Origin of the sequence: Methylobacterium frigidaeris (assembly GCF_022179185.1) — a bacterium.
Classification (GTDB): Bacteria; Pseudomonadota; Alphaproteobacteria; order Rhizobiales; family Beijerinckiaceae; genus Methylobacterium; species Methylobacterium frigidaeris.
The window spans coordinates 234811-259573 of the sequence record NZ_BPQJ01000007.1; the positions used below are offsets into that span (position 1 = coordinate 234811).

19 protein-coding genes are annotated in these 24763 nt (G+C 70.0%); 13 read left to right on the forward strand and 6 right to left on the reverse strand.

Features of this window, described 5'->3' with window-relative positions; translation table 11 throughout:
• Window positions 1-10: 10 nt before the first annotated feature.
• The 5 genes from fdhD to MFF64_RS10365 form a co-directional block, all read right to left on the reverse strand.
• Window positions 11-832, reverse strand: coding sequence for a formate dehydrogenase accessory sulfurtransferase FdhD (gene fdhD / locus MFF64_RS10345; protein WP_238190653.1), 822 nt, complete (start codon window positions 830-832; stop codon window positions 11-13).
• Window positions 819-3680 carry a formate dehydrogenase subunit alpha gene (gene fdhF, locus MFF64_RS10350; RefSeq protein ID WP_099903021.1) on the reverse strand — a complete coding sequence of 954 codons (2862 nt, stop codon included), beginning with the start codon at window positions 3678-3680 and terminating at the stop codon, window positions 819-821. The genes fdhD and fdhF overlap by 14 nt, the downstream gene beginning before the upstream one ends.
• Before the next feature lie 11 nt (window positions 3681-3691).
• Window positions 3692-5254 (reverse strand): formate dehydrogenase beta subunit, encoded by a 1563-nt coding sequence (locus tag MFF64_RS10355; protein ID WP_238190655.1) that lies wholly within the window; start codon window positions 5252-5254, stop codon window positions 3692-3694.
• On the reverse strand, window positions 5251-5724 hold the full coding sequence (locus MFF64_RS10360; RefSeq protein WP_238190665.1) for a formate dehydrogenase subunit gamma: 474 nt from the start codon (window positions 5722-5724) through the stop codon (window positions 5251-5253). Before MFF64_RS10360 ends, MFF64_RS10355 begins: the two co-directional genes overlap by 4 nt.
• A 204-nt stretch (window positions 5725-5928) precedes the next feature.
• On the reverse strand, window positions 5929-6837 hold the full coding sequence (locus MFF64_RS10365; protein ID WP_099901177.1) for a LysR family transcriptional regulator: 909 nt from the start codon (window positions 6835-6837) through the stop codon (window positions 5929-5931).
• Window positions 6838-7167: 330 nt separating this feature from the next.
• On the opposite strand from MFF64_RS10365, the gene coxB reads away from it, so the two are divergent.
• The 13 genes from coxB (at window position 7168) to MFF64_RS10430 (ending at window position 23142) form a co-directional block, all read left to right on the forward strand.
• Complete coding sequence (gene coxB / locus MFF64_RS10370) at window positions 7168-8010, forward strand: cytochrome c oxidase subunit II (protein WP_099902812.1); 843 nt, start codon at window positions 7168-7170, stop codon at window positions 8008-8010.
• Window positions 8011-8093: 83 nt separating this feature from the next.
• Window positions 8094-9722, forward strand: a complete 1629-nt coding sequence (ctaD, locus tag MFF64_RS10375) for a cytochrome c oxidase subunit I (protein WP_099902814.1) — start codon at window positions 8094-8096, stop codon at window positions 9720-9722.
• Between the two features lie 199 nt (window positions 9723-9921).
• On the forward strand, window positions 9922-10872 hold the full coding sequence (locus MFF64_RS10380; protein ID WP_099904690.1) for a heme o synthase: 951 nt from the start codon (window positions 9922-9924) through the stop codon (window positions 10870-10872).
• A gap of 29 nt (window positions 10873-10901) precedes the next feature.
• The gene (locus MFF64_RS10385; protein WP_164712460.1) at window positions 10902-11057 is read left to right on the forward strand and encodes a cytochrome c oxidase system small membrane protein; all 156 of its coding nucleotides are present in this window, start codon (window positions 10902-10904) and stop codon (window positions 11055-11057) included.
• Between the two features lie 22 nt (window positions 11058-11079).
• Window positions 11080-11673 (forward strand): cytochrome c oxidase assembly protein, encoded by a 594-nt coding sequence (locus MFF64_RS10390; protein ID WP_099904688.1) that lies wholly within the window; start codon window positions 11080-11082, stop codon window positions 11671-11673.
• A gap of 174 nt (window positions 11674-11847) precedes the next feature.
• Entirely contained in the window at window positions 11848-12705 is an 858-nt protein-coding gene (locus MFF64_RS10395; protein ID WP_099904686.1) for a cytochrome c oxidase subunit 3, read from the forward strand.
• 103 nt (window positions 12706-12808) lie between these two features.
• A complete protein-coding gene (locus MFF64_RS10400) occupies window positions 12809-13183 on the forward strand; it encodes a DUF983 domain-containing protein (protein ID WP_207768157.1) in 375 nt (124 codons plus the stop codon).
• A complete protein-coding gene (locus tag MFF64_RS10405) occupies window positions 13180-13980 on the forward strand; it encodes an SURF1 family protein (protein ID WP_099904682.1) in 801 nt (266 codons plus the stop codon). Before MFF64_RS10400 ends, MFF64_RS10405 begins: the two co-directional genes overlap by 4 nt.
• 78 nt (window positions 13981-14058) lie before the next feature.
• Window positions 14059-17046, forward strand: coding sequence for a penicillin-binding protein 1A (locus MFF64_RS10410; RefSeq protein ID WP_238190675.1), 2988 nt, complete (start codon window positions 14059-14061; stop codon window positions 17044-17046).
• A 22-nt stretch (window positions 17047-17068) separates the two neighbouring features.
• The gene (locus MFF64_RS10415) at window positions 17069-18103 is read left to right on the forward strand and encodes a hypothetical protein (RefSeq protein ID WP_099903556.1); all 1035 of its coding nucleotides are present in this window, start codon (window positions 17069-17071) and stop codon (window positions 18101-18103) included.
• Window positions 18104-18587: 484 nt separating this feature from the next.
• Window positions 18588-19028 carry an acyl-CoA thioesterase gene (locus MFF64_RS10420; protein WP_238190676.1) on the forward strand — a complete coding sequence of 147 codons (441 nt, stop codon included), beginning with the start codon at window positions 18588-18590 and terminating at the stop codon, window positions 19026-19028.
• 70 nt (window positions 19029-19098) lie between these two features.
• Window positions 19099-21015, forward strand: a complete 1917-nt coding sequence (locus MFF64_RS10425; RefSeq protein WP_099902760.1) for a sigma-54-dependent Fis family transcriptional regulator — start codon at window positions 19099-19101, stop codon at window positions 21013-21015.
• Window positions 21016-21333: 318 nt separating this feature from the next.
• Entirely contained in the window at window positions 21334-23142 is a 1809-nt protein-coding gene (locus tag MFF64_RS10430) for a flavin-containing monooxygenase (RefSeq protein WP_369010714.1), read from the forward strand.
• 148 nt (window positions 23143-23290) lie between these two features.
• Here the strand turns inward: MFF64_RS10430 and MFF64_RS10435 are convergent, their stop codons facing one another.
• On the reverse strand, window positions 23291-24574 hold the full coding sequence (locus MFF64_RS10435) for an NAD(P)/FAD-dependent oxidoreductase (RefSeq protein ID WP_099900348.1): 1284 nt from the start codon (window positions 24572-24574) through the stop codon (window positions 23291-23293).
• Window positions 24575-24763: the final 189 nt, after the last annotated feature.

Genomic DNA, 24763 nt, shown 5'->3' on the forward strand with positions numbered 1-24763 from the left:
GGCGAAAAACTCACGGAACGGTCAGGCGCTCGGGCGCGGTGAACAGGGTGACGGTGTCGTGGCGGGCGATCGCCGCGAGGGTGAGGCCGTGGAGGGCGGCACGCTCGACGGCGAGCGAGGTCGGGGCCGAGATCGCCACCAGAACGGCGGCGCCGAAGCTCGCGGCCTTCTCGACCATCTCGAACGAGCAGCGGCTGGTGATGACGAGGAAGCCGTCCTCCGGCCTGGTGCCGGCCCGCAGAAGCGCGCCGATGAGCTTGTCGAGGGCGTTGTGGCGACCGACATCCTCCCGCACCATCACAACATCGCCGGCGCGGTCCGCCCAGGCGGCAGCGTGGACGGCGCGGGTCTCGCGGCCGAGCACCTGCCGGTCGTCGAGGGCGCTCAAGGCCCGCTCGACCGCCGAGAGAGAGACCGTGACGCCGGACGCGGAGCGCCGCTCGGCCTTCGGGATGTCCTTCAGGTCGTCGATGCCGCAGACGCCGCAGCCGGTGCGGCCCGACAGCGCCCGCTTGCGGGCGAGGTGCTCGCGCAGGCGTCCCGGCGCGAGGTCGACGACGAGGCGCAAGCCGCCCTCCCCGGGCTCGACCACGGCGCCGCGGATCTCGTCGGCGCCGGCGACGATCCCCTCCGTCAGGCTGAAGCCGTAGGCGAAATCCTCGAGATCGGCCGGTGTCGTCATCATGACGGCGTAGGGAACGTCGCCGTAGATCACGTTCACCGGCATCTCGACGGCGAGCGGGCGCTCCCCATCCCGCTCCTCGCCGCGCCCGTAGGCGACGATGCGGGTCGGGACGGAAAAGCTCGTCGCGACGCCGCTACTCGGCGGCATCGAGGGTCTGGGCGATGCGGGTGAGGGAGATGTCTTCCTCATAGAACCGGGCCTGCCAATCGGAAGGCCGGTTGGTACGCCGAACCTGCACCGCCGTCACCTTGTACTCGGGGCAGTTCGTCGCCCAGTCCGAATAGTCGGTGGTGATGACGTTGGCGCCGGTCTTCGCGTGGTGGAAAGTGGTGTAGACCACCCCCGGCTGCATCCGCTCGGTGACCCGGGCCTTCAGGGCGATGTCGCCCGACCGGCTCTCCAGGCTGACGAGGTCGCCGTCGACGATGCCGCGGCTCTCGGCATCGAAGGGGTGGATCTCCAGCACGTCCTCCGGATGCCACAGCGAATTGTGGGTGCGCCGGGTCTGCGCCCCGACATTGTACTGCGACAGGATCCGGCCGGTGGTCAGGATCAGCGGGAATTTTCGCGTGGTGCGCTCGTCGGAGGGCACGAACTCGGTGAGCATGAACCGGCCCAAGCCCCGCACGAAGCGGTCGACATGCATCATCGGCGTGCCCTGCGGCGCCTTCTCGTTGCAGGGCCACTGGATCGAACCGAGTTCCTCCAGCTTGGCGTAGGACACGCCGGCGAAGCTCGGGGTCAGCCGCGCGATCTCATCCATGATCTCGGAGGGGTGGGTGTAGTGCATCGGGTAGCCGAGGGCGTTGGAGAGCAGCATCGTGCCCTCCCAGTCACCGTAGCCGCCCATCGGCGCCATCACCTGGCGCACCCGGCTGATCCGCCGCTCGGCATTGGTGAAGGTGCCGTCCTTCTCCAGGAACGAGGCGCCCGGCAGGAACACGTGGGCGTATTTCGCCGTCTCGTTCAGGAACAGATCCTGGACGACGATGCACTCCATCGCCCGCAGGCCGGCGGTGACGTGGTGCGTGTCGGGATCGGACTGGGCGATGTCCTCGCCCTGGATGTAGAGGCCCTTGAACGTGCCGGCGACCGCCTCGTCGAGCATGTTGGTGATGCGCAGGCCCGGATTCGGCGAGAGCTGAGCGCCCCACAAAGCCTCGAAGGTCTCGCGCGTCGCGTCGTCCGAGACGTGACGGTAGCCGGTCAGCTCGTGCGGGAACGAGCCCATGTCACAGGAGCCCTGGACGTTGTTCTGGCCCCGCAGCGGGTTCACGCCGGCACCCGGCTTGCCGATATTGCCGGTGGCCATGGCCAGGTTCGCCATGCCCATCACCATGGTCGAGCCCTGGCTGTGCTCGGTGACGCCGAGGCCATAGTAGATCGCCGCGGCCCCGCCCTTGGCGTAGAGCCGGGCGGCCGCCCGCACCTCGGCCGGATCACAGCCGGTGAGGTCCTGCACCGCCTCCGGCGCGTGGCGCTCGTCGGCGATGAAGCGGGCCCAGATCTCGAAATCCTTCAGGTCGCAGCGCGCGCGGACGTAAGATTCGTCCACCAGCCCCTCGGTCACGACGACGTGGGCGAGGGCGTTGACGATCGCCACGTTGGCGCCGGGCTTCACGGGCAGGTGATGCGCCGCCCGGATATGGGGCGATTTCACGAGGTCGATCCGGCGCGGGTCGATGACGATCAGCTTGGCGCCCTGGCGCAGGCGCTTCTTCATCCGCGAGCCGAAGACCGGGTGGCCGTCGGTCGGGTTGGCGCCGATCACCAGGATCACGTCGGCCTCCTCGACCGACTTGAAGTCCTGGGTGCCGGCCGAGGTGCCGAGCGTCGACATCAGCCCGTAGCCGGTCGGGGAGTGGCAGACCCGGGCGCAGGTATCGACGTTGTTGTTGCCGAAACCGGCGCGCACCAGCTTCTGGACGAGGTAGGCCTCCTCGTTGGTGCAGCGCGACGAGGTGATGCCGCCGATCGACTCACGGCCGTACTGGGCCTGGATGCGCTTGAAGGCCGTGGCGGCGTGCTGGATCGCCTCCTCCCAGGATACCTCGCGCCAGGGATCGGTGATCTTGTCCCGCACCATCGGCTTGGTGATGCGGTCCTGGTGGGTGGCGTAGCCGTAGGCGAAGCGGCCCTTGACGCAGGAATGGCCCTCGTTGGCCTTGCCGTCCTTGTAGGGCACCATGCGGACGATCCGGTCGCCCTGCATCTCCGCCTTGAACGAGCAGCCGACGCCGCAATAGGCGCAGGTCGTCACCGCCGAATGCTCCGGCTGGCCCATGGCGATGACGGACTTCTCCTGAAGCGTCGCCGTCGGGCAGGCCTGCACGCAGGCGCCGCAGGACACACACTCGGAGTTGAAGAAGTCCGTGGGACCTGCCGCCACCCGCGAATCGAAGCCGCGGCCGGCGATGGTCAGGGCGAAGGTGCCCTGCACCTCCTCGCAAGCCCGAACGCAGCGGTTGCAGACGATGCACTTCGACGGGTCGTAGGCGAAGTACGGGTTCGACTCGTCTTTCGGGAGATACAACTCGGAATTCTTCGAGACGTGGTTGGCGCCGTCGTAGCCGTAGCGCACCTCGCGCAGGCCCACCGTGCCGGCCTGGGTCTGCAATTCGCAGTCGCCGTTGGCCGAGCAGGTCAGGCAGTCAAGGGGGTGGTCCGAGATGTAGAGCTCCATCACGCCCTTGCGCAGGCGCGCGAGCTTGTCCGACTGGGTGTGCACCACCATGCCGGTCTCGGCCGGCGTGGTGCAGGAGGCCGGCGTGCCGCGCCGCCCGTCGATCTCGACGAGGCAGAGGCGGCAGGAGCCGAAGGGCTCGAGCGAGTCGGTGGCGCAGAGCTTCGGGATCTGCGTGCCGGCATGCATCGCCGCCGCCATCACCGAGGTGCCGGCGGGCACCGTCACGCTCTGGCCGTCGATCGTCAGCGTCACCGTCTGGTCGGAGACGCGGATCGGGGTGCCGTAGTCGATTTCCTTGATGAGGGCCATCGGACGCGTCCTCACTCGGCGGCCAGCGGCAGCCGGGCGCCGCGGCCGGAAAAATCTTCCGGGAAATGGGTGAGCGCGCTCATCACCGGCACGGGCGTCAGCCCGCCCATGGCGCAGAGCGAGCCGTCGGTCATGACCTCGCAGAGGTCGGTGACGAGGGCGAGGTTCTCCCGCGGCGACTCGCCGGCGATGACCTTGTCGATCGTCTCCATGCCGCGCACCGCGCCGATGCGGCACGGCGTGCACTTGCCGCACGACTCGGCGGCGCAGAACTCGAAGGCGAAGCGGGCCTGGCGGGCGAGGTCGACGGTGTCGTCGAACACGACGATGCCGCCATGGCCGAGGAGGCCTTTCTTCGCCGCGAAAGCCTCGTAGTCCAGCGGCGTGTCGAGGAGCGATTCGGGGAAATAGGCCCCGAGCGGCCCGCCGACCTGCACCGCGCGCAAGGGGCGGCCCGAGGCGGTGCCGCCGCCGAAATCCTCGATCACCTCGCGAAGAGTCAGCCCGAAGGCGGTCTCGATCAGGCCGCCGCGCTTGACGTTGCCAGCGAGCTGGATCGGCAGGGTGCCGAGCGAGCGGCCCATGCCGTAGGCGGCGTAGGCCGGCCCCCCGTGCTCCAGAATCCACGGCACCGCCGCGAAGGAGAGCACGTTGTTGACCAGCGTCGGCTGGCCGAACAGGCCCTTGAGCGCCGGGATCGGGGGCTTCGCCCGCACGATGCCGCGCTTGCCCTCCAGGCTCTCGAGGAGCGAGGTCTCCTCGCCGCAGATATAGGCCCCGGCGCCGAGGCGCGCCTCGAGGTGGAAGGCCTTGCCGGAACCCATCACGTCCGCGCCGAGGCAACCGGCCCGCTCGGCGGCAGCGATGGCGGTTTCCAAAGCCGCGAAGGCGTGCGGGTACTCGGAGCGGCAATAGATGTAGCCGCGGGTGGCTCCGACCGCGACGGCGGCGATCGTCATGCCCTCGATCAGCGTGAGGGGATCGCCCTCCATCAGCATCCGGTCGGCAAAGGTGCCGGAATCGCCCTCGTCGGCGTTGCAGACCACGTATTTCTGACGCGCCTCGGCCAGCAGCACCGTGTTCCACTTGATGCCGGTCGGGAAGCCGGCGCCGCCGCGACCGCGCAGGCCGGAGGCCTTCACCGCCTCGACGGTGCCGGCGGGCCCGGCCGCGAGTGCCGCCTCCAGGCCGCGATATCCGCCATGAGCCCGGTACGCCTCGACGGAGGCCGGATCGACGATGCCGCAGCGGCCAAAGGTCAGACGCTGCTGGCGCGCGAAATACGGGTAATCCTCGGGCCGGCCGATCCGCAGGCGATGGGCGCCGCCCTGCGCCAGCCCAGCATCGAGCAGGGACTCGGCGTCGCCCGGCCGCACCGGCCCGTAGGCGATGCGCCCCTCCGGCGTCTCGACCTCGAGCAGCGGCTCCAGCCACAGCATGCCGCGCGAGCCGGTGCGCACCAGCGTCAGATCGAGGCCGCGCGCCTGCGCCGCGCGCTGCAACGCCTTGGCGACCCGGTCGGCCCCGAGGGCGAGGCTCGCGGTGTCCTTCGGGAGATAGAGGGTGATGCTCACGCGGCCCGTTCCGTCAGCGCATCCGCCAGGGCGTCGAGGTCGAGGCGGCCGACCGGCTCGCCGTCGACCAGGGCTGCCGGGCCGCAGGCGCAGAGCCCGAGGCAGAAGACCGGCTCCACCGTCACCTGCCCGTCCCGGGTGGTGCCGTGCCAGGCCACGTCGTAGTGGCGCAGCACCTCGTCATGCAGGGCGTCGGCCCCGACCGCCTGGCAGGCCTCGGCCCGGCACAGCTTCACGGTGTGGCGGCCCGCCGGCTCCTTGCGAAAATCGTGATAGAAGGTGAGGCAGCCGTGGACCTCGGCCCGCGACAGGTTCAGTGCCTCGGCGATCAGCGGCACCGCCGCCGCGTCGACATAGCCGAAGGTCTCCTGGAGGGCGTGCAGGATCGGGAGCGTCGCGCCCTCGCGATGGGCGTGGCCGGCGATGATCCCGGCCGCCCGCTCGGCGTCCCAGGATTCATGCGCGCTCACTCGGCCAAGGTCTCGGCCCGACATCGGTTTCCAACCCAGATCGTTGTCGTTCTAAGGCCGCAGCCTGGGCGGTCTAGGCCGTTGGATCAATCGCGCGGTTCAGTGGTGCGACAAGGAATTTTTGTTGAACCAGGCATCGACGCGGGAAAAAGGCCGAACGAGCGTCGTCTCTGCGACGATAGTTCGAGAGCGGACGCGGCAGTTTCAGAGAGCCGCCACCTCTGCCGCGAGCCCCGGTGCGATAGCCCGCGCCTCGGCCAGGAAGGCGGCGACGAGAGGGGTCATCGGGTCGCGCTCAGGGACCACGAGGCCGATCGTGTGGCTGACGTCCGGATCGGTGATCGGCACCGCCCGCACCCGCTCGGTGAGGCGGAAGGTCTCGGCGAGGGCCGCCGGCATGATGCTCGCCCACTTGGCGGTGCGCACGTGGGTGACGAGCACGATCATCGAGTTCGACTCGAGGAGAGGCGCCGGCTCGGCCCCGGCGGCGCGCAGGTGGCGGTCGATGATGCGGCGGTTCTGCATCGCCGGCGTCAGCAGGCAGAGCGGGATGCGGCCGACCTCGGCCCAGGTCACGCTCTGGCGCGCACCGTAAGTCCCATCCGCGGCGGTGAGCAGGCGGTAATGCTCGCGGTAAAGCGGCAGGGCCGTCACCCGGCCGAGCGGCTCATCCTCGATGTAGGTGAGCCCCGCATCGAGCTCGAGATTGGCGATCTGGCGGGTGATCTCGTGCGAGGTCGAGGATTGCACCGAGAAGCGCACCGCCGGGTGACGAGCGCGGAACGGGGTGGTGAGCGCCGCCACCATCGGGGTCGCGGTCGGCACCGCCGCCATCCGGAGCGTGCCGGACAGGCCGCGGCGCAGGGCCGCCACCTCCTGGCGCATGGCGCGGGCGTCTCCGACGATGCGCCGGGCCCAGTCGAGCACCCGCTCGCCCTCAGGGGTGAAGCCCTGGAAGCGCGAGCCGCGTTGCACCAGGAGCACACCCAGCCGCTCCTCGAGTTGCTTGACCCCGGCCGAGAGGGTCTGCTGCGACACCCCGCAGGCCTGGGCGGCGCGACCGAAATGCTGCTCGCGGGCGAGCGCCAGGATGAACTCGAGACGGTCGATCATCGAAGAGTGTGGGTCACGTCCGGCCGTCCGAGCAGGCGCCGCGGGGTCGCGCGCGCTTTTGCGGAATCATTCGAGCCTCCGGACGAATGTCCAGTGCCCACAGGCAAATTCGGAACGCCGATGCGACGCCAACGCCGTTGCGCTTGCGGCGGCATTGTGGTGAGAGACGCCGACCGGGTCTCGGCCGGTTTCCGGCCGCAGGGCGGCGGGCCGGCACCGCGCGGCCGAAACAGGACGGCGCTCCCGCCGCGCGGGCAGCCGTTGCCGGCAGACAGCCTGTTGGGGAGCATCGAGGGCACCATGGGGATGGCGAGGGCGCAAGGACGGCCGATGAGCCGGGGCTTCTGGGGACGCGCCGCGGCGCTGGCAGCGACCGGGATCCTCGGCACCGCCACGGCCGTGTCGGCGGCGGGCGTGGGCCAGCCGGTGCCGTGGCAGATGGACCTGCAGCGGCCGGTGACCGAGGTGGCGACGGAAATCTACAACTTCCACCACCTCCTGAACTGGATCATGCTGGTCATCGTCCTGTTCGTGCTCGCGCTGCTGATCGCGGTGGTGGTCAAGTTCAACGAGACGAAGAACCCGACCCCGTCGCGCACCACCCACAACACGATGCTCGAGGTCGCCTGGACGATCGTCCCGGTGCTGATCCTGGTGGCGATCGCGATCCCGTCGTTCCGCGTGCTGCGCACCCAGCTCTCGGATCCGAAGGCCGACCTGATGGTCAAGGTCATCGGCCACGCCTGGTACTGGTCCTACGAGTACCCGCAGGATGTCGGCGGCTTCAAGTTCGACGCCAACCTGCTCGAGGGCGACGACCAGGTGAAGTCCGGCCAGCCCAAGCTGCTCGCCACCGACAACGAGATGGTGGTGCCGGTGAACAAGATCGTGAAGATCCAGGTCACCGCCGCCGACGTGATGCATTCCTGGGCGATGCCGTCCTTCGGCTTCAAGATCGACGCGATCCCGGGCCGCCTCAACCAGTTCTGGTTCAAGGCCGATCGCGAGGGCACCTATCACGGCCAGTGCTCCGAGCTGTGCGGCCAGCGCCACGCCTACATGCCGATCACCGTCCGGGTGGTGAGCGAGCAGGCCTTCCAGGCCTGGACCGCCGAGGCCAAGACCAAGTTCGCCCGCACCGACGGCGGCGCCAAGTTCGCGGACGCGCGCTGATTTCATGACGCGGGGTGCCGCCGCCGGCGCGCCCCGCCCCTTTCGACAGACCGACCGAGACATTCCTCGAAGAGGCTGACCCCATGGCTCAAGCCGTCACGGCAGGGCACGACCACGCCCACGACCACACCCCACCGTTCTTCCAGCGCTGGTTCAACTCGACCAACCACAAGGACATCGGCACCCTCTACCTGCTGTTCGCCTTCTCGGCGGGCATCGTCGGCGCCTTCCTGTCCTTCGGCATCCGGATGGAGATGGAGGCCCCCGGCCTGCAGTATTTCTCCAACCCGCAGACCTACAACGTGTTCGTGACCGGGCACGGCCTCATCATGGTGTTCTTCATGGTGATGCCGGCCCTCATCGGCGGCTTCGGCAACTGGTTCGTGCCGCTGATGATCGGGGCGCCCGACATGGCGTTCCCGCGCATGAACAACATCTCGTTCTGGCTGACGGTCGCGGGCTTCATGAGCCTCGTCTGCTCGCTGTTCGTCGAGGGCGCCCCCGGCGCGGTCGGCGCCGGCACCGGCTGGACCGTCTACCCGCCGCTCTCCACCGCCGGCCACCCCGGCCCGGCCGTCGACTTCGCGATCTTCGCCCTGCACCTGTCGGGCGCGGGCTCGATCCTCGGCGCGATCAACTTCATCACCACCATCCTGAACATGCGCGCGCCGGGCATGACCCTGCACAAGATGCCGCTGTTCGCCTGGTCGATGCTGGTGACCGCGTTCCTGCTGCTGCTGTCGCTGCCCGTCCTCGCCGGCGCGATCACCATGCTGCTGACCGACCGCAACTTCGGCACGACCTTCTTCGACCCGGCCGGCGGCGGCGACCCGATCCTGTACCAGCACCTGTTCTGGTTCTTCGGCCACCCCGAAGTCTACATCATGATCCTGCCGGCCTTCGGCATCGTCTCGCACATCATCTCGACCTTCTCGCGGAAGCCCGTGTTCGGCTACCTGGCGATGGCCTACGCGATGGTGGCGATCGGCGTCGTCGGCTTCGTGGTGTGGGCCCACCACATGTACACCGTGGGCCTCACGCTCCAGACCCAGTCCTACTTCGTGTTCGCCACCATGGTGATCGCGGTTCCCACCGGCGTGAAGATCTTCTCCTGGATCGCCACGATGTGGGGCGGCTCGATCCGCTTCACCGCTGCCATGCACTGGGCCGTCGGCTTCGTGTTCCTGTTCACCGTCGGCGGCGTCACCGGCGTGATCCTGGCCAACGCCGCCGTCGACCGCTACCTGCACGACACCTACTACGTCGTCGCGCACTTCCACTACGTGCTGTCGCTCGGCGCGGTGTTCATCATCTTCGCCGGTGTCTACTACTGGTTCCCGAAGATGACCGGCCGCATCATCCCCGAGTGGGCTGGCAAGCTGCACTTCTGGCTCGCCTTCATCGGCGCCAACGTGCTGTTCTTCCCGATGCACTTCCTGGGCCTGGCCGGCATGCCGCGGCGCTATGCCGACTACCCGGATGCCTTCGCGGGCTGGCACTACGTCGCCACCATGGGCGGCCACATCTTCGCCCTCGGCATGGTGGTGTTCGTGATCGGCGTGGTGCTCGCCTTCCGCTCCAAGGAGCGGGCCGCGGACAACCCGTGGGGCGAGGGTGCCACCACCCTCGAGTGGACCCTGTCCTCGCCCCCGCCCTTCCACCAGTACGAGACCCTGCCGGTGATCGTGGACGAGCCGTCCCACGCCCACTGACCCGGGAACACGGTTCGCCGCGAAATCCCGCGGCGAACCAACATAGCGAGAAGACTTGCCGGCCCAACCGGCGCAAGCCTGCTCCGAGGATCGCCGACCCGGCGGTCCTCGCTCTTCCCCGGAGCGCCTGCCCGACGGGCGCTGCGGCGAGGAGCGCGACACCTCGAACCCCCACGAGACGATGGCCGCGACACCCAGCATGACCTCCCTGACGAACAGCGCGATCTCCGACCGTCCCTTCGCCGAGGCGAGCAGCTCCGGCGGCGAGGTCGCGGATTACTTCGCGCTCCTGAAGCCCCGGGTGATGGCGCTGGTGATCTTCACCGCGCTCGTCGGGATGACGGTGACGCCGTCGCACGTGAACCCGGTGATCGGCGCGATCTCGCTCCTGATGATCGCGGTCGGGGCCGGCGCTTCGGGCTGCCTCAACATGTGGTGGGACGCCGACGTCGACGCGGTGATGACCCGTACCCGCACCCGCCCGATCCCGGCCGGACGGATCCAGCCGGGCGAGGCCCTGTCCTTCGGGCTCACCCTCTCGGTCGGTTCGGTGCTGGTGCTCGGGCTCGCGGCGAACTGGCTGTCGGCGGGGCTCTTGGCCTTCACCATCGTGTTCTACGCCGTGATCTACTCGATGTGGCTGAAGCGCTCCACGGCGCAGAACATCGTGATCGGCGGCGCCGCGGGCGCCCTGCCGCCGATGATCGGCCAGGCGGTGGTCACCGGCTCGATCGGGATCGAGGGTACGGTCCTGTTCCTGATCATCTTCATCTGGACGCCGCCGCATTTCTGGGCTCTGGCGCTTGTCAAGGCCGGGGAATATGCCCGCGCCGGCATCCCGATGATGCCGAACACCGCCGGGCCCGACTCCACCCGGCGCCAGATCCTCGCCTATTCGGTGGTGCTGGCGCCGCTCGGCCTCGCCCCGGTCTTCCTCGGCTTCGGCGGCCTGATCTACGGCCTCGTCGGCCTCCTCGGCGGGCTCGCCATGGTCGCGCTCAGCGTCCAGGTCCTGCGCCGGCGCGAGGGCGAGGCAGCCAACAAGGCGGCGATGAGCCTGTTCGGCTTCTCGATCCTCTACCTGTTCCTGCTCTTCTCCGCCCTCCTTGCGGAACAGGGCCTCGGGCTGTTCCGGCCGGTCTTCGGTTGAGCGCCCCCTCCCCTTCGGTCGATGCAGCGATGAGTGCGGTGCCCCAGCAACTGACCCCCGAAGAGATCCAGCGCCGGCGCAAGCGCTCCATCGCAATCGCGATGGTGCTCGCCGCCCTGGTTCTGATCTTCTACGTGCTGACGATCGCCAAGCTCGGCCCCCAGGTCCTCAACCGGCCGCTGTGACGATCCGCGAGGCGATGCCGTCATGACCGATCCGCACAGAGAGAGGCAGAAGCGGGCCCGCCATACGGCGTTGGCCTGCCTCGGGATCGTGGTCGGAATGACCGCGCTGGCCTTCGCGTTCGTGCCGCTCTACGACCTGTTCTGCAAGGCGACCGGCTATGACGGCACGCCGCTGCGGGGCGCCGCCGCCGCCGGCTCGATCAGCCAGGACAAGATGGTGGTCCACTTCGACACCAACGTCGCGCCCGGCCTGCCCTGGCGCTTCGTGGCGGAAACCCCGCAGCTCGAGGCGCAGCTCGGCGCGACCCAGACGGTGTTCTTCCGCGTCACCAATACCGGCCCGGTGCCGAGCACCGGGATCGCGACGTTCAACGTCCAGCCCGGGCTGACCGGCGGCTACTTCGTCAAGGTGCAGTGCTTCTGCTTCAACGAGCAGACTCTGCAGCCCGGCGAGACCATGGACTTCCCGGTGGTGTTCTACCTCGAGCCGGGCATCAAGGCCGATGCGAACACCCGCGACCTCACCGAGATGACCCTGTCCTACACCTACTTCGCGTCGAAGAACGGCCAGCCGCAGGCGGCGCTGACGAATCCGGCGGGGACCAAGGCCAATTGAGAGATGGGCCAATTGACGAGGTGACAACCCCGCCGGGGCGGCATTAAAGCGTGACCGTGAGCGCCGACGGCGAACGAGGCCGGGGCGCCGGGAGCGAGCCGCCCCGTCGACACCAAGATCCACGGCCGGCGCGGGGCGCGACCGGTCTCAAGACCAGGCAGGAGACCCGATACGATGGCCGAGGCGCACGGGAAGCACCACGACTACCACCTCGTCAATCCGAGCCCGTGGCCGCTCGTCGGCTCGATGAGCGGCTTCGTGATGACGTCGGGCGCCGTTCTGTGGATGAAGAGCCTGACCATCGCCAACCTGGCGGTCGGTCCCTACGTGTTCTTCGCCGGCCTCCTCGGCGTGCTCTACACCATGCTGAGCTGGTGGCGCGACGTCGCGCACGAGGCCAATACCGGCGATCATACCCGCGTGGTGCAGCTGTCGCACCGCTACGGCATGATCATGTTCATCGCCTCCGAGGTGATGTTCTTCGTCGCCTGGTTCTGGGCCTATTTCGAGGCGGCGCTCTACACCGCCGACCCGATCCAGGCCTCGCGGGTCGACTTCACCGGTGGCACCTGGCCGCCGAAGGGCGTCGAGGCGTTCGACCCCTGGCACCTGCCGCTCCTCAACACCCTGATCCTGCTCACCTCGGGCACCACGGTGACCTGGGCGCACCACGCCCTGCTGCACAACGACCGCAAGGGCCTCAAGTACGGCCTGTGGCTGACCATCGCCCTCGGCGTGCTGTTCTCCTTCGTCCAGGCCTACGAGTACGGCCACGCCCATTTCGGCTTCTCGGGCAGCATCTACTCGGCCACCTTCTTCATGGCGACCGGCTTCCACGGAGCCCACGTCATCATCGGCACGATCTTCCTCGCGGTATGCCTGTACCGGGCCTATCTCGGGCAGTTCACCGCCAAGCAGCATCTCGGCTTCGAGTTCGCGGCTTGGTACTGGCACTTCGTCGACGTGGTGTGGCTGTTCCTGTTCGCCGCCATCTACGTCTGGGGCTCGGGCGTGGGCCACGCCGCGCACTGACCCGCGCCTCACTGCGTCAGGATCATGAGAGGGCGGCGAGAGCCGCCCTTTTTCTTGGGGCGACGGCGCACCAGATCGCGTTCATCCCCCCGCGTTCAGGAGTATGCCCGTGGAGAACAACCGCACCGTCGATTCACCGGCGACCGTGGGCCTGCGCGGCCGCTGCCCGCGCTGCGGCGAGGGGCACCTGTTCAAGGGCTATCTCAGCTTCCGTCCGTCCTGCGAGGTCTGCGGGCTCGATTTCCGCTTCATCGATTCCGCCGACGGCCCGGCCTTCTTCGTGATGTCGATCGTCGGCATCGTGGTGGTGGCGCTGGCGATGTGGGTCGAGTTCGCCTACGAGCCGCCGATGTGGGTGCACGCCGCGCTCTGGGTGCCGCTCTCGATCGGCCTGAGCCTGATCCTGGTGCGCCCGCTCAAGGGCATGATGGCGGCCCTGCAATATTCCAACAAGGCCGCGGAGGGGCGCTTCCGGTGACGGCGGCCAGCCCGGCGGAGCGGCGCGCGGCTTTTCGCGATCTCGTCGCCCCCGCCCTCGCGAGCCTGGTCTGCCTCGCGATCCTGATCGGGCTCGGGGTGTGGCAGCTCGAGCGCAAGGCCTGGAAGGAAGCGCTGATCGACCGGATCGTCGCCCGCTCGCGCATCGAGCCGCCGGCGCCGCTGCCGGCCTTCGATCGCTTCGACCCGGCCCGGGACGAGTTCGAGCGGGTGCGCGCCACCGGCCGCTTCCTCCAGGACAAGGAGACGCTGGTCCACGGCCTCGCCCCGGGCGACACGCCGGGCCGGGCGCTCCAGGGCTATTACGTGGTGACGCCGCTCCGGCTCGACGACGGCCGAACGGTGCTGGTCAATCGCGGCTTCGTGCCGACCGAGCTCAAGGATCCGGCGCGGCGCGCCGCCGGCCAGGTCGAGGGCGAGACCACCGTGACCGGCATGCTGCGCCAGAGCGAGGTGCGGGCGATGTTCGTGCCGGCTCCGAATCCGCAGACCGGCGAGTGGTTCAACCGCGATGTCGCCGGCATCGCGGCCGCCAAAGATCTCGCGGGCGTCGCCCCCTACCTGATCGAGGCCGACGCGACGCCCAATCCGGGCGGCTGGCCGAAGGGCGGGCAGCTCCGGGTCGATCTGCCGAACAATCACCTGCAATACGCCTTCACGTGGTTCGGCCTCGCCCTCTGCCTCGTCGGGGTGTTCACGGCCTTCGCCCTGCGGCGCCTGCGGGCTGAGGCTGTGGAGAGTGCCCCCGCTTCGGCCGCGACCCCGCCGCGTCCTTAAAACAGCCGCGTTGTCCATGCTCGGTTCAGGCCGCCGGGTGCTTCTTGCTGCTGGCGCCTCCCGGCCCTCTGGTCATCGATGAACGCGATCCTCATCAAGCTGTTTGCCACGGCCCTGACGCTGAGCCAGGTCACCACGCGCCCGGACGCGATCCGGACCGAGTTCGATCCGGCCAAGGACGGCCCGGCGGTGGTGCAGCTCCTGCGCGACGGCTGCGCCCACATGCGCAAGGCCTTCGACATCGAGGACATCAACCTCGACGACCTGATCTCGACCGCGATGGAGGATCCGAAGGCGGTCGCGGGCGAATCGAAGCTGCTGCACGGCCTCGACATCGGTGAGCTCAACACGAGCTACAAGCAGTTCTGCAAGGGCGAGAACCCGGCGAACTCGCCCTTCGAGGCGCGCGCCGTGATCGAGTTCTACAACAAGGCGGCCGCCGACCTGCCGGACGCGAACGCCCTCAAGACCCTCAGGCTGCCCGGCGCGACCACGATCCTCGACGGACGCGGCAAACGCTTCTCCGAGACCTTCGAGCCCAACGGCCGGCGTGTCGCGGTGCCGATCGGCGAGATTCCGCCGCTCGTCCAGAAGGCCTTCATCGCGGCGGAGGACAAGCGCTTCCTCACGCATCACGGCATCGACGAGCGCGGGGTGATCCGCGCCTTCATCGGCAACCTCGCCTCGCCGGGCCGGCCGCAGGGCGGTTCGACCATCACCCAGCAGGTGGTGAAGAACCTCTCGGTCGGCGACGACGTCACCTACGAGCGCAAGATCCGCGAGATGATCGTCGCGGCCCGGGCCGAGCGGGTGATGACGAAGCCGGAGATCCTCGGCCTCTACCTCAACGGGATCTATCTCGGCCGCGGCGCCTACGGCGTCGAGATGGCGGCGCGCAGCTATTTCGGGAAGTCCGTCAGGGATCTGAACGTCGCGGAAGCAGCGCTCCTCGGCGGCATGCCGAAGGGCCCGAACTTCTACAACCCCGACCGCTACCCCGACCGGGCGCGGGAGCGCCGCGCCTACGTGCTCACCCGCATGAAGGAGGAGGGCACGATCTCCGAGCCCGAGATGAACGCGGCGCTCGCCGCGCCGCTCGGCCTCGCGCCGCTGGAGCGCCTGCGCCAGGATGCCGGCTTCCACTTCGTCGACCACCTCACCCGCGAGGCGCGCATGCTGGCGGGCCTCGATTCGCTGACCGCCGGCGCCTACACGGTGCGCTCGACCCTCAATGCCGGGCTCCAGGAGGCGACTGAGGGCATCCTGCAGGAGAGCCTGTCGCGCTACGAGGCCGGCACCGGCCGCGCCCGCTACGAGGGACCGGAGGCGAACCTCGCCGACGCCGTGCGCCGAATCGAGGCCGCAGCACCCGCGCCCGAGCCGGCCCCCGCCCCGGCGCCGGAGCCCAAGGGCAAGAAGGGCTCGAAGCAGGCCAAGGCGGCGAAGCCCGCCGGGCCCAAGCCGGCCTGGCAGCGGGCGCTCGAGACCGCGCGACTGCCGCTCTACGACGTGCACTGGCCGGCGGCCGTGGTGCTCTCCACCGGCGGTCAGGCCGGCATGCGGGTCGGCCTCGCCGACGGGCGGGTCGCGAGCCTGAATCCCGGCGCGGCCCGCGGGCGGCTCGCCCCCTACGACGTGGTGCGGGTGAAGGTCTGGGAGGGCAAGGGCGCTCCCCGGGCGGATCTTCGCATCCGCCCGCAGGTCCAGGGCGCGGTGCTGGTGATGGAGAACCGCACCGGGCGCATCCTCGCCATGGCGGGCGGCTTCTCGTATCCCTTGAGCCAGCTCAACCGGGTGACGCAGAGCGTGCGCCAGCCCGGCTCGACCCTGAAGCCCCTCACCTATCTCGCCGCGCTCAATGCCGGCCTGCAGCCCAACACCCTGGTGATGGATGCCCGGGTCACCCTGCCGCCGATCGGCGGGGTGGGCGATTCCTGGTCGCCGAAGAACTACGAGGGCGGCGGCTCCGGCCCCACCACCCTGCGCCGCGGCCTGGAGCACTCGAAGAACCTCGTCACCGCGCAGCTCCTGCGCGGCGGCATCGCCGAGAAGGCGCCGGCGAGCCTCTCGAAGGTCTGCGACATCGCGCTCGAAGCCCAGCTCTACGCCGAGTGCGAGCGCTACTATCCCTTCGTGCTCGGTGCCCAGCCGGTGCGGATGATCGACCTCGCGACCTTCTACGCCGCCGTCGCCAACGAGGGCGAGCGGCCCTCGCCCTACGGGCTCGAGAGCGTGACTCAGGGCGACAAGGTGCTCTACCAGCACGCCGACCGGCCGCTCGCCCGCATCGGCTCGGCCGACCGGGTGGCGTTCTACCAGCTCAAGAGCCTGCTCCAGGGCGTGACCCAGCGCGGCACCGCGGCGGCGCTCGCCCGCTTCTCGCCTTACGTCGCCGGCAAGACCGGCACCTCGGAGGACGAGAACGACGCCTGGTTCGCCGGCTTCACCAACGAGATCACCATCGTGGCCTGGGTCGGCTACGACAATGCCGACGGCAAGCGCCGCACGCTGGGCCGCGGTCAGACCGGCGGTCACCTCTCGGTGCCGATCTTCTCCCAGGTGCTCCAGGCCGCCTGGGCCAACGGGGTGGCGAAGTCTCCCCTCGCCGGCCCGAGCCCGGAGGCCAAGCGCCTGATCGCCGACGAGCCGATCGACCTGCGCTCCGGCAGCCGCGTCGCCGGCGGCGGCTTCATGGAGCATTTCCGCCTCTCGGTGGACGGGCGCCTCGCCGAGACCCGCTTCCGCCTGGTGCCACAGGAGCAGATCTACGCGATGCGGCCGGACAGCGAGCAGGACGGCGACGCGCTCGAGGGCGGGCTCCCGGGCGAGAACCCGGGCCGGATGCCCGACGAGGCGCCGGATTCCGACCGCTACGATCCGTTCGGCTCCCTGTTCGGCCGGCCCGAGCCGCGGCCCTATGCCCGCCGGGCCCAGCCGGTGCCGCCGCCCGAGCCGTACTGGCCCGGCGCGCGCAGCCGCTCGCCCTTCGGCGACGAGGACGAGGGCGTCCGTCGGCCGCGTCGGCGCGACCCCGACTACCCGTTCGGCGACGACCCGAACTACTGACCTCCAGACAGGACGATTTCCCGTGCGTGACAGCCTGACGGCGCGCCCGCGCCTCTTTCCGCTCGTGCTCGCTGCTACCATCGCGGCCTCCCCGGCCCTCGCCGAGTACCGCACCAAGGACGTGCCGGCCGTGACGGGGCTCGACCCGGCGGGGATCGCGCCGAACACCATCGCGTTCACCGATCACCGCGACAACCCGGCGAGCCCGGAGAGCGGCCTCGTGCCTTTCGCCGAGTGGGGCAAGCGCAGCCCGGCCCAGAAGGCGCTGCTCGCCCCCCACCCGGCCTATGTCGAGCCGGACTACGTCCAGACCGTGAACGGCGTCGCCAAGCCCCGGCACGAGGCGCTGAAGGTCTACGTCGCCGAGGCGCGGTTCATCGTGCCGCGCAGCGCCGACCGCATCGACCTGAAGCGCTTCGCCACGATCCCGTTCCTGTCGCGGATGGACCCGGCGATCAAGCACAAGGCCTTGAACCCTTCCGACGCCGCCCCGACCAAGGATCCGGCCGCCGCCTTCGCCCGCCGGCCCGACCGGCCGTGGTGCGAGGCGCCCGACACCACCTGCATCGAGTCGCGCTACGATCTCGAGGGCAAGCTGCCGCTCGGGGTGAAGCTGGCCAACAAGCTCGAGGACTCGGCCAAGAAGATCGCCGAGTTCGTGTCGTTCCAGAGCGAGCTGCGGGTGCTGCCGCCCGACGAGGCGGGGAAGCTCGTGCAATTGACGAAGATCGAGGCGCCAGTGGCCGGTGCGATGGAGCAGAATATCTTCTGGGTCAACCAGATCCTTCGCTTCGGCAAGTTCCTGGCGGTGATGCAGCCGGTGGCGACCGACCCGAACAAGACGGTGATCACGGCCTACATGACGCTCGGCATCAAGGCCGACGTGCTCGACCGCAAGAAGGAGTACGAGCGCGTCCCGGTCCTGCGCAACCTGCTGCCAGCCCAGGTGCTGATGGGCAATTCCTCGTTCAACACCGGCACCTCGATCAGCGCCGGCCTTCCCACCTACGCCCGCAACCGCATCGCGGCCTTCGCGGACGCACTGGCGAAGGAGTGATCCGACGTTCGCGTGATCCACTCAGGAAAATGAAGCGAGTGGCCATAGATAAAAATTCAAACCCAATCTCGATACAGCGTTCTCGAAATCGAACCCCTTGCGAAAACTGGCACCTCCCCTCCTCCCTTTGAGGAGGGGTTGGGGGTCCCGGGCCTCCGCCGGCACCTCCGAGGCGTCGAGAGGCTGCAGGCTCACCGCGCCGGGGACGGCGCGGCCGATCACCTACCAGGTCGGCACCCTGGTCGGAATGGCTTCGGGCTCGGCGCGTCCCACACCTTCTCCATCGTCGTGCCGAGTCCAGGGCGGCACCGTCACGACCCTGCTGGTGGTGCTGCGCTGGATCGCCCGACGGACCCGCCCCTGCCGGCGTCGGCCGGCGGGGCCCGATCCGGCGACGCGCGGGTTCACCCGCGAACTTGCGCTGACCTTGAGTGAGGAACGCTCTACAGTGACGTCCCCACCTCCCACGCGACCGACCCCGCCGATGTCCGACTCTTCGCCCGCCCCCGACGTCCCCTGCGCCCCCGACGCGACCTGGGGCCCCCCGGTGATCCGCACCATCGCCATGCCGGCCGACACCAACCCGGCCGGCGACATCTTCGGCGGCTGGCTCATGGCGCAGATGGACCTCGCGGCCGGCAACGTCGCGGCGCGGCGCGCGCGGGGCCGCTGCGCCACCATCGCGGTCGAGGGCATGACCTTCCTGCAGCCGGTGGTGGTCGGTGACGAGGTCAGCCTCTACGCCCACATCGTCTCGGTGGGACGCTCCTCGATCCGCATCCAGATCGAGGCCTGGCGCCGCGCCCGGGAGAGCGAGGAGACCATCAAAGTCACGCAGGCGCTCTTCACCTTCGTGGCAATCGACGAGAACCGGCGCCCGCGGCCCGTGCCGCCGGATTCCACCGTGGGCTCCGGCCCGGCCTGAGCCTCGGGGCCCCGTCTTTTCCCACCCGTCATTCGCGCGCAGAATGGCGGAAAAGATCGGGGAGGACGCGATGCGCTCTGCCGTTTTGGCGCATATCGACGAGCTCGTGCGGGCCGCGAGCGACGGCGGCGCGCGCGATCCGCTGATCAACCAGTCGTGGCGGCGATGCATGGCCGAGTACCGCCTCGACCCCGCCGCGCCGCGGCGCGCCTACATCCACACCCAGGCGCGCCTGCGCGAGCACCGCGACGCCCTGGACGACCTGATCCGCGTGGCGCGCTTCGGCGTCGAGGCCCTGTACCGCCAGGTCTCGGGCCTCGGCTACGTGCTGATCCTGGCCGATGCCCGCGGCGTCGCCGTCGACTTCATCGGCGATTCCAGCCGCGACGGCGAGCTGCGCCGCGCCGGCCTGTATCGCGGCTCGGACTGGAACGAGCACCTCGCCGGCACCTGCGCGGTCGGCACCTGCATCGCCACCGGCGAGGCGCTGTCGGTCCATCTCGACGACCATTTCGCCGGCGACCATATCGGGCTCACCTGCACGGCGGCGCCGGTCTACGCCGCCGACGGGACGCTGGCGGCCGTGCTCGACATCTCGGCGCTGCAGGCGCCGGCGCCGAAGGCCAGCCAGCACCTCGCCCTCCAGCTCGTCACCTCGTTCGCCCACCGCATCGAGACCGCGAGCCTGCATAACGGCTTTCGGCGCGAGTGGATCCTCCACCTGTCGCGCTCGCCGGAATTCGCCGACATCGAACCCGACATCGCGCTCGCGGTCGATGCGGGCGGGCGCATCCTCGGCCTCAACAGCCGGGCGCGGGCGCTGATCGACCGCGCCCTGCACCGTCCGCGCGGTCCGTCCGACCTCCGTCACGCCGGCCTCGGCCTGCGCCTCGACGCATTGTTCGAGGCCTCGGTCGACGACCTGCCGCTCCTCACCCGGGCGGTGCCGGTCGAGCGGCGCGTGCTGCGCCTGCGCGGGGGCGAACGCTTCTACGCCCTGGCGCTGGAGCCGGCCGCGCCGCCGGCGCGGGCCGCGCGGTCGAGCGCCCCTCCCCCGCCGCCCGATTTCACCGATCCCGCTCTCGCGACGATGGCCGGCCGGGCCGCGCGCCTGTTCGCCGCGGGGGTGAGCCTCCTTGTCGGCGGCGAGACCGGCACCGGCAAGGAGTTCTTCGCCAAGGCCATCCACCAGGATTGGGCGCTGCACCGGACCTCCGCAGGCGCCGCGAAACCCTTCGTCGCGGTCAATTGCGCGGCCCTGCCCGAGACCCTGATCGAGTCCGAGCTGTTCGGCCACGAGGCGGGCGCCTTCACGGGCGCGGCCGCCAAGGGCAAGACCGGCCTGGTGCAGCAGGCCGATGGCGGCACCCTGTTCCTCGACGAGATCGGCGACATGCCGCTCGCGGCGCAGACCCGCCTCCTGCGCGTGCTGGCCGAGCGCGAGGTGACGGCGCTCGGCGCGACGACGCCGCAGGCGGTCGACATCCGGGTGATAGCGGCGACGCATCGCGACCTCGCCGCCCTGGTGCGGGACGGCCGCTTCCGCGAGGACCTGCTGTACCGTCTGGCCGGCGCCCGCTTCGTCCTGCCGCCCCTGCGCGAGCGCGCCGACCTCCCGGCCCTGATCGCGCGGCGGCTGGTGGGACGGCCCGGGTCGCCGCGCCTCTCGGCCGAGGCCGCGGCCGCTCTCGCCCGCCATTCCTGGCCCGGCAACGTTCGCGAGCTGGTCAGCGTGCTCGATTACGCCTGCGCCCTCGCCGAGGAGCCGGAGATCGGCCTGTCCGACCTGCCCCCCACCGTGCTGGCCGGGAGCATAAACGACGCCCCGCCCGAAGCAGCCCCGGCGGGTGACGACGCCTTGACCGCAGCCCTGCGGCGACGCGCCTGGAACGTCTCGGCGGTCGCGCGCGATCTCGGGCTCGACCGTTCCACCGTGCACCGGCGCATGCGCCGCCTCGGCCTCGTCTCGCCCAACCATGCGGGTTGAGGGGGCCGCCACCTGGTGCAGGGCAGGTCTCACGCGACAGGTGGGGCGCCACAGGTGAGGCGGCAGGCCTGCGCCGCTCAACGCCTCGAGGATGCCGGTGGCGTATCGCCCGGCCCATTCCTCGGCTGAGTTCGCTCCTCAGATGTCTCCGTCGCAGGCTACTCCCGGCAGTTTTACTCGCCTCTTTTCCGACGCGTGCCGCGCTCGTCGCGAGTGGATTGTGCTCTCGGATCGGAACGACGTCCTGCTCCATCCGCACCGTGGCACAGCGCTTGCGCAACCTCCCGCACAACACAAGGAGGAACCCCAATGGACGCCATGGCTCGCAACGTGGAGCGCCTATCGCCCGCCGATGCGCGGGTGATCGCCTGGCTCGACCGCTTCGACGCCGCGTTGCGAGCGCGCGACGCCGCCGGGGCGGCGGAGCTGTTCGCCGAGACCTGCTTCTGGCGCGACCTCGTCGCCTTCACCTGGAACATCACGACGCTGGAGGGCCGCGGGGCCATCCGCGACATGCTCCAGGCGCAGCTCGGCGCGGCGTCGCCCGGGAGCTTCACCCTCGAGGAGGCGGCGAGCGAGGCGGACGGCCTGACCGAGGCCTGGATCGGCTTCGAGACCGCCACCTTGCGCGGGCGCGGCTACCTGCGGCTGAAGGGCGACGCGGCCTGGACGCTGCTCACCGCGGCGCGCGAGCTGAAGGGCTTCGAGGAGCCGGGCGGGCCGCGGCGCGAACGGGGCGTGCATCACGGCGTCGAGCCCGGGCGGCGCTCGTGGTCGGAGCGGCGGCGCGACGAGGAGGCCGCGCTCGGCCGCACGCGACAGCCCTACGCGCTGGTGGTCGGCGGCGGCCAGGGCGGCATCGCGCTCGGCGCCCGGCTGAAGCGCCTCGGCGTGCCGGCCCTGGTCGTCGACAAGCACGACCGGCCGGGCGACCAGTGGCGCAGCCGCTACAAGTCGCTGCACCTGCACGACCCGGTCTGGTACGACCACCTGCCCTACCTGCCCTTCCCCGATCACTGGCCCGTCTTCGCCGCCAAGGACAAGATCGGCGACTGGCTCGAGATGTACACCAAGGTCATGGAGCTGAATTACTGGTCGAAGACCGAGGTGCATTCGGCGCGCTACGACGAGGCGGCGGGCGAGTGGGTGGTCGAACTCACCCGCGACGGCGAGCGGCTGACGTTGCGGCCGAAGCAGCTGGTGCTCGCCACCGGCATGTCGGGCATGCCGAACCTGCCGACCTATCCGGGCATGGAGCGCTTCGCGGGCGAGAGCCACCATTCCAGCCGGCATCCGGGCGGCGAGGCCTATCGCGGCAAGCGCGCGGTGGTGATCGGCTCCAACAACTCGGCCCACGATATCTGCGCCGACCTCTACGAGAACGGCGCCGACGTTACCATGGTGCAGCGTTCCTCGACCCACATCGTCAAGTCCGACACCCTGATGGAGCTGGCACTCGGCGGCCTCTACTCGGAGGAGGCGATCGCCAAGGGCATCACCACCGACAAGGCGGACATGCTCTTCGCCTCGGTGCCCTACCGCATCATGCACGAGTTCCACGTGCCGGTTTACGAGGAAGCCAAGACGCGCGACGCCGAGTTCTACGCCCGGCTCGAGAAGGCGGGATTCCGGCTCGATTTCGGCGATGATGAATCGGGCCTGTTCATGAAGTACCTGCGGCGCGGCTCCGGCTACTACATCGATGTCGGCGCCTCCGACCTGATCGCCGACGGCAAGATCAAGCTGGCGCACGGCAAGGTGGGCGAGATCACCGAGGACGCGGTCGTCCTGGAGGACGGCACGCGGCTTCCCGCCGACGTGATCGTCTATGCCACCGGCTACGGCTCGATGAACGGCTGGGCGGCGAAGCTCATCAGCCAGGAGGTCGCCGACCGGGTCGGCAAGTGCTGGGGCCTCGGCTCGGACACCACCAAGGATCCGGGACCCTGGGAGGGCGAATTGCGCAACATGTGGAAACCGACCCGGCAGGAGGCGCTGTGGTTCCACGGCGGCAACCTGCATCAGTCGCGCCACTACTCGCTCTACCTCGCCCTGCAGCTCAAGGCCCGGATGGAGGGGCTGCCGACGCCGGTCTACGCGCTGGCCGAGACGCACCACGCGTCCTGACGCGACGGCCCGGCGCGTCGAACAGGGTCTTATACCGCCGCACCTTCGAACGGACGCGTTCGACGGTGCCAAGCAAGCCCGAACGAGCGCCGGAGCTGATGCGCCGCTCGCCTTCGCATCGACACGGCGATGCGAAGGCGCAAGGGTATCAGAAGCGCGCATCCGTCAGATGCGCGAGCTGGGCGCCCGCCTCGTAGACTGCCTCCCTCAGCCGCCGGCGCGGCGCCGCGACGGGGTCCGTGACCGGCAGGGGAAGGTCGTCCTCGCCGATCGTCCCCTGGACGAGCCCGGCGAGGCAACGTCCGAAGACGGTGCCGGGCGCGATGCCCCGGCCGTTATAGCCGCTGAACGAGACGACGTTCCGTCCGAGGCGGTGGAAGCGCGGCAGGTTGTTGGCGGTCATGCCGATCTGGCCGTACCACTCGGTCTCGAACGGCACGCCTCTGAGCTGCGGAAACAGGCGGGCGAGCGCCCTCCGGCCCCAGTCGCGGTGGATCGCCACGCCCGGACCGCGCAGGGCGCCGACGCTGCCGAAGACGAGCCGGCCCTGGCGATCGAACCGGAACGAGCTCAGCACGCTCTTCGTGTCCCAGACGCCCTGGCGCTCGGGCAGGATCGAGCGCCGCAGGTTGTCCCCCAAGGGCGCGGTCGCCATGTTGAAATACGGTAGGTGGACGAGTTCCGCCCGGATCTCCGGCCAGACCGCGCTGGTATAGGCGTTGGTCGCCACGACGACGGACGGCGCCTCGACGCTGCCGTGGCGGGTGTCGAGCCGCCAGTTCGTCCCCGCATCGGTCACGGCGACGACCGGGCTCGCGGTGTAGATCCGGGCCCCGGCCGCGATCGCCGCCGCGGCGAGGCCACGGGCATAGGCGAGCGGCTGGATCGTGCCGGCCCGCGCATCGAGGAGCGCGCCCGCATAGGCCCGGGTCCCGATCGTCCGGGCGGTCTCCTCCGCGTCGAGCAGCCGGACCGGGGCGCCCCGCGCCTGCCACTGGCGGGCGCGCTCCTGCAATTCGGCGAGGCCCTTCCGGCCGACGGCGCAGTGCAGCGTTCCCCGGCGCTCGGCCTCGCAGGCGATCCCGTGCCTCTCGATCAGGTCGAAGACGACGGAGGGCGCCCCGCCGAGGAGGTCGAGCAGGCGCGAGCCGTAGAGCTCGCCGAGTTCGCCGGGCAGGTCGTCGGGCATGACCCACATCCCCGCATTGACGAGCCCGACATTCCGGCCCGACCCGCCGAACCCGATCTCGACTCCTTCGAGGAGGGCGACGCGGGCGCCGGCTTCCGCGAGGTGGAGCGCGGCGGACGTGCCGGTGAACCCGCCGCCCACGATCGCCACGTCGACGGCGATCCGCCCGTCGAGGGGGGCCGTCGGCGGGGCCGGCGGAGCCGTTCGCTCCCAGAGGCCGTGGCTGCGCGGATCGTCTTTCATCGCTCGTTACTCTCGGCTCGTCACTCCCGGGACTGAAGCGGATCGCCCGGAGGGACAGGCGTAGCCGATCCGGGCGCGGAAGGCTTCGGGCCGCGAGCGCGCCACGGCCTGGGACACGATCCTGGCCCCTCCCTCTGATACCGCCGCGCCTTCGAACGGACGCGTTCGAAGGTGCCAGGCAAGCCCGAA

Excerpts from the sequence above, each read along its gene's own strand:
- MFF64_RS10365 (WP_099901177.1), bottom strand. The coding sequence starts at position 6,837 with ATGATCGACCGTCTCGAGTTCATCCTGGCGCTCGCCCGCGAGCAGCAT.
- coxB (WP_099902812.1), top strand. The coding sequence starts at position 7,168 with ATGAGCCGGGGCTTCTGGGGACGCGCCGCGGCGCTGGCAGCGACCGGG.
- fdhD (WP_238190653.1), bottom strand. The coding sequence starts at position 832 with ATGCCGCCGAGTAGCGGCGTCGCGACGAGCTTTTCCGTCCCGACCCGC.
- MFF64_RS10425 (WP_099902760.1), top strand. The coding sequence starts at position 19,099 with ATGCGCTCTGCCGTTTTGGCGCATATCGACGAGCTCGTGCGGGCCGCG.
- MFF64_RS10420 (WP_238190676.1), top strand. The coding sequence starts at position 18,588 with ATGTCCGACTCTTCGCCCGCCCCCGACGTCCCCTGCGCCCCCGACGCG.
- fdhF (WP_099903021.1), bottom strand. The coding sequence starts at position 3,680 with ATGGCCCTCATCAAGGAAATCGACTACGGCACCCCGATCCGCGTCTCC.
- MFF64_RS10380 (WP_099904690.1), top strand. The coding sequence starts at position 9,922 with ATGACCTCCCTGACGAACAGCGCGATCTCCGACCGTCCCTTCGCCGAG.
- MFF64_RS10395 (WP_099904686.1), top strand. The coding sequence starts at position 11,848 with ATGGCCGAGGCGCACGGGAAGCACCACGACTACCACCTCGTCAATCCG.
- MFF64_RS10430 (WP_369010714.1), top strand. The coding sequence starts at position 21,334 with ATGGCTCGCAACGTGGAGCGCCTATCGCCCGCCGATGCGCGGGTGATC.
- MFF64_RS10390 (WP_099904688.1), top strand. The coding sequence starts at position 11,080 with ATGACCGATCCGCACAGAGAGAGGCAGAAGCGGGCCCGCCATACGGCG.
- MFF64_RS10400 (WP_207768157.1), top strand. The coding sequence starts at position 12,809 with ATGCCCGTGGAGAACAACCGCACCGTCGATTCACCGGCGACCGTGGGC.
- MFF64_RS10385 (WP_164712460.1), top strand. The coding sequence starts at position 10,902 with ATGAGTGCGGTGCCCCAGCAACTGACCCCCGAAGAGATCCAGCGCCGG.
- MFF64_RS10410 (WP_238190675.1), top strand. The coding sequence starts at position 14,059 with ATGAACGCGATCCTCATCAAGCTGTTTGCCACGGCCCTGACGCTGAGC.
- MFF64_RS10435 (WP_099900348.1), bottom strand. The coding sequence starts at position 24,574 with ATGAAAGACGATCCGCGCAGCCACGGCCTCTGGGAGCGAACGGCTCCG.
- ctaD (WP_099902814.1), top strand. The coding sequence starts at position 8,094 with ATGGCTCAAGCCGTCACGGCAGGGCACGACCACGCCCACGACCACACC.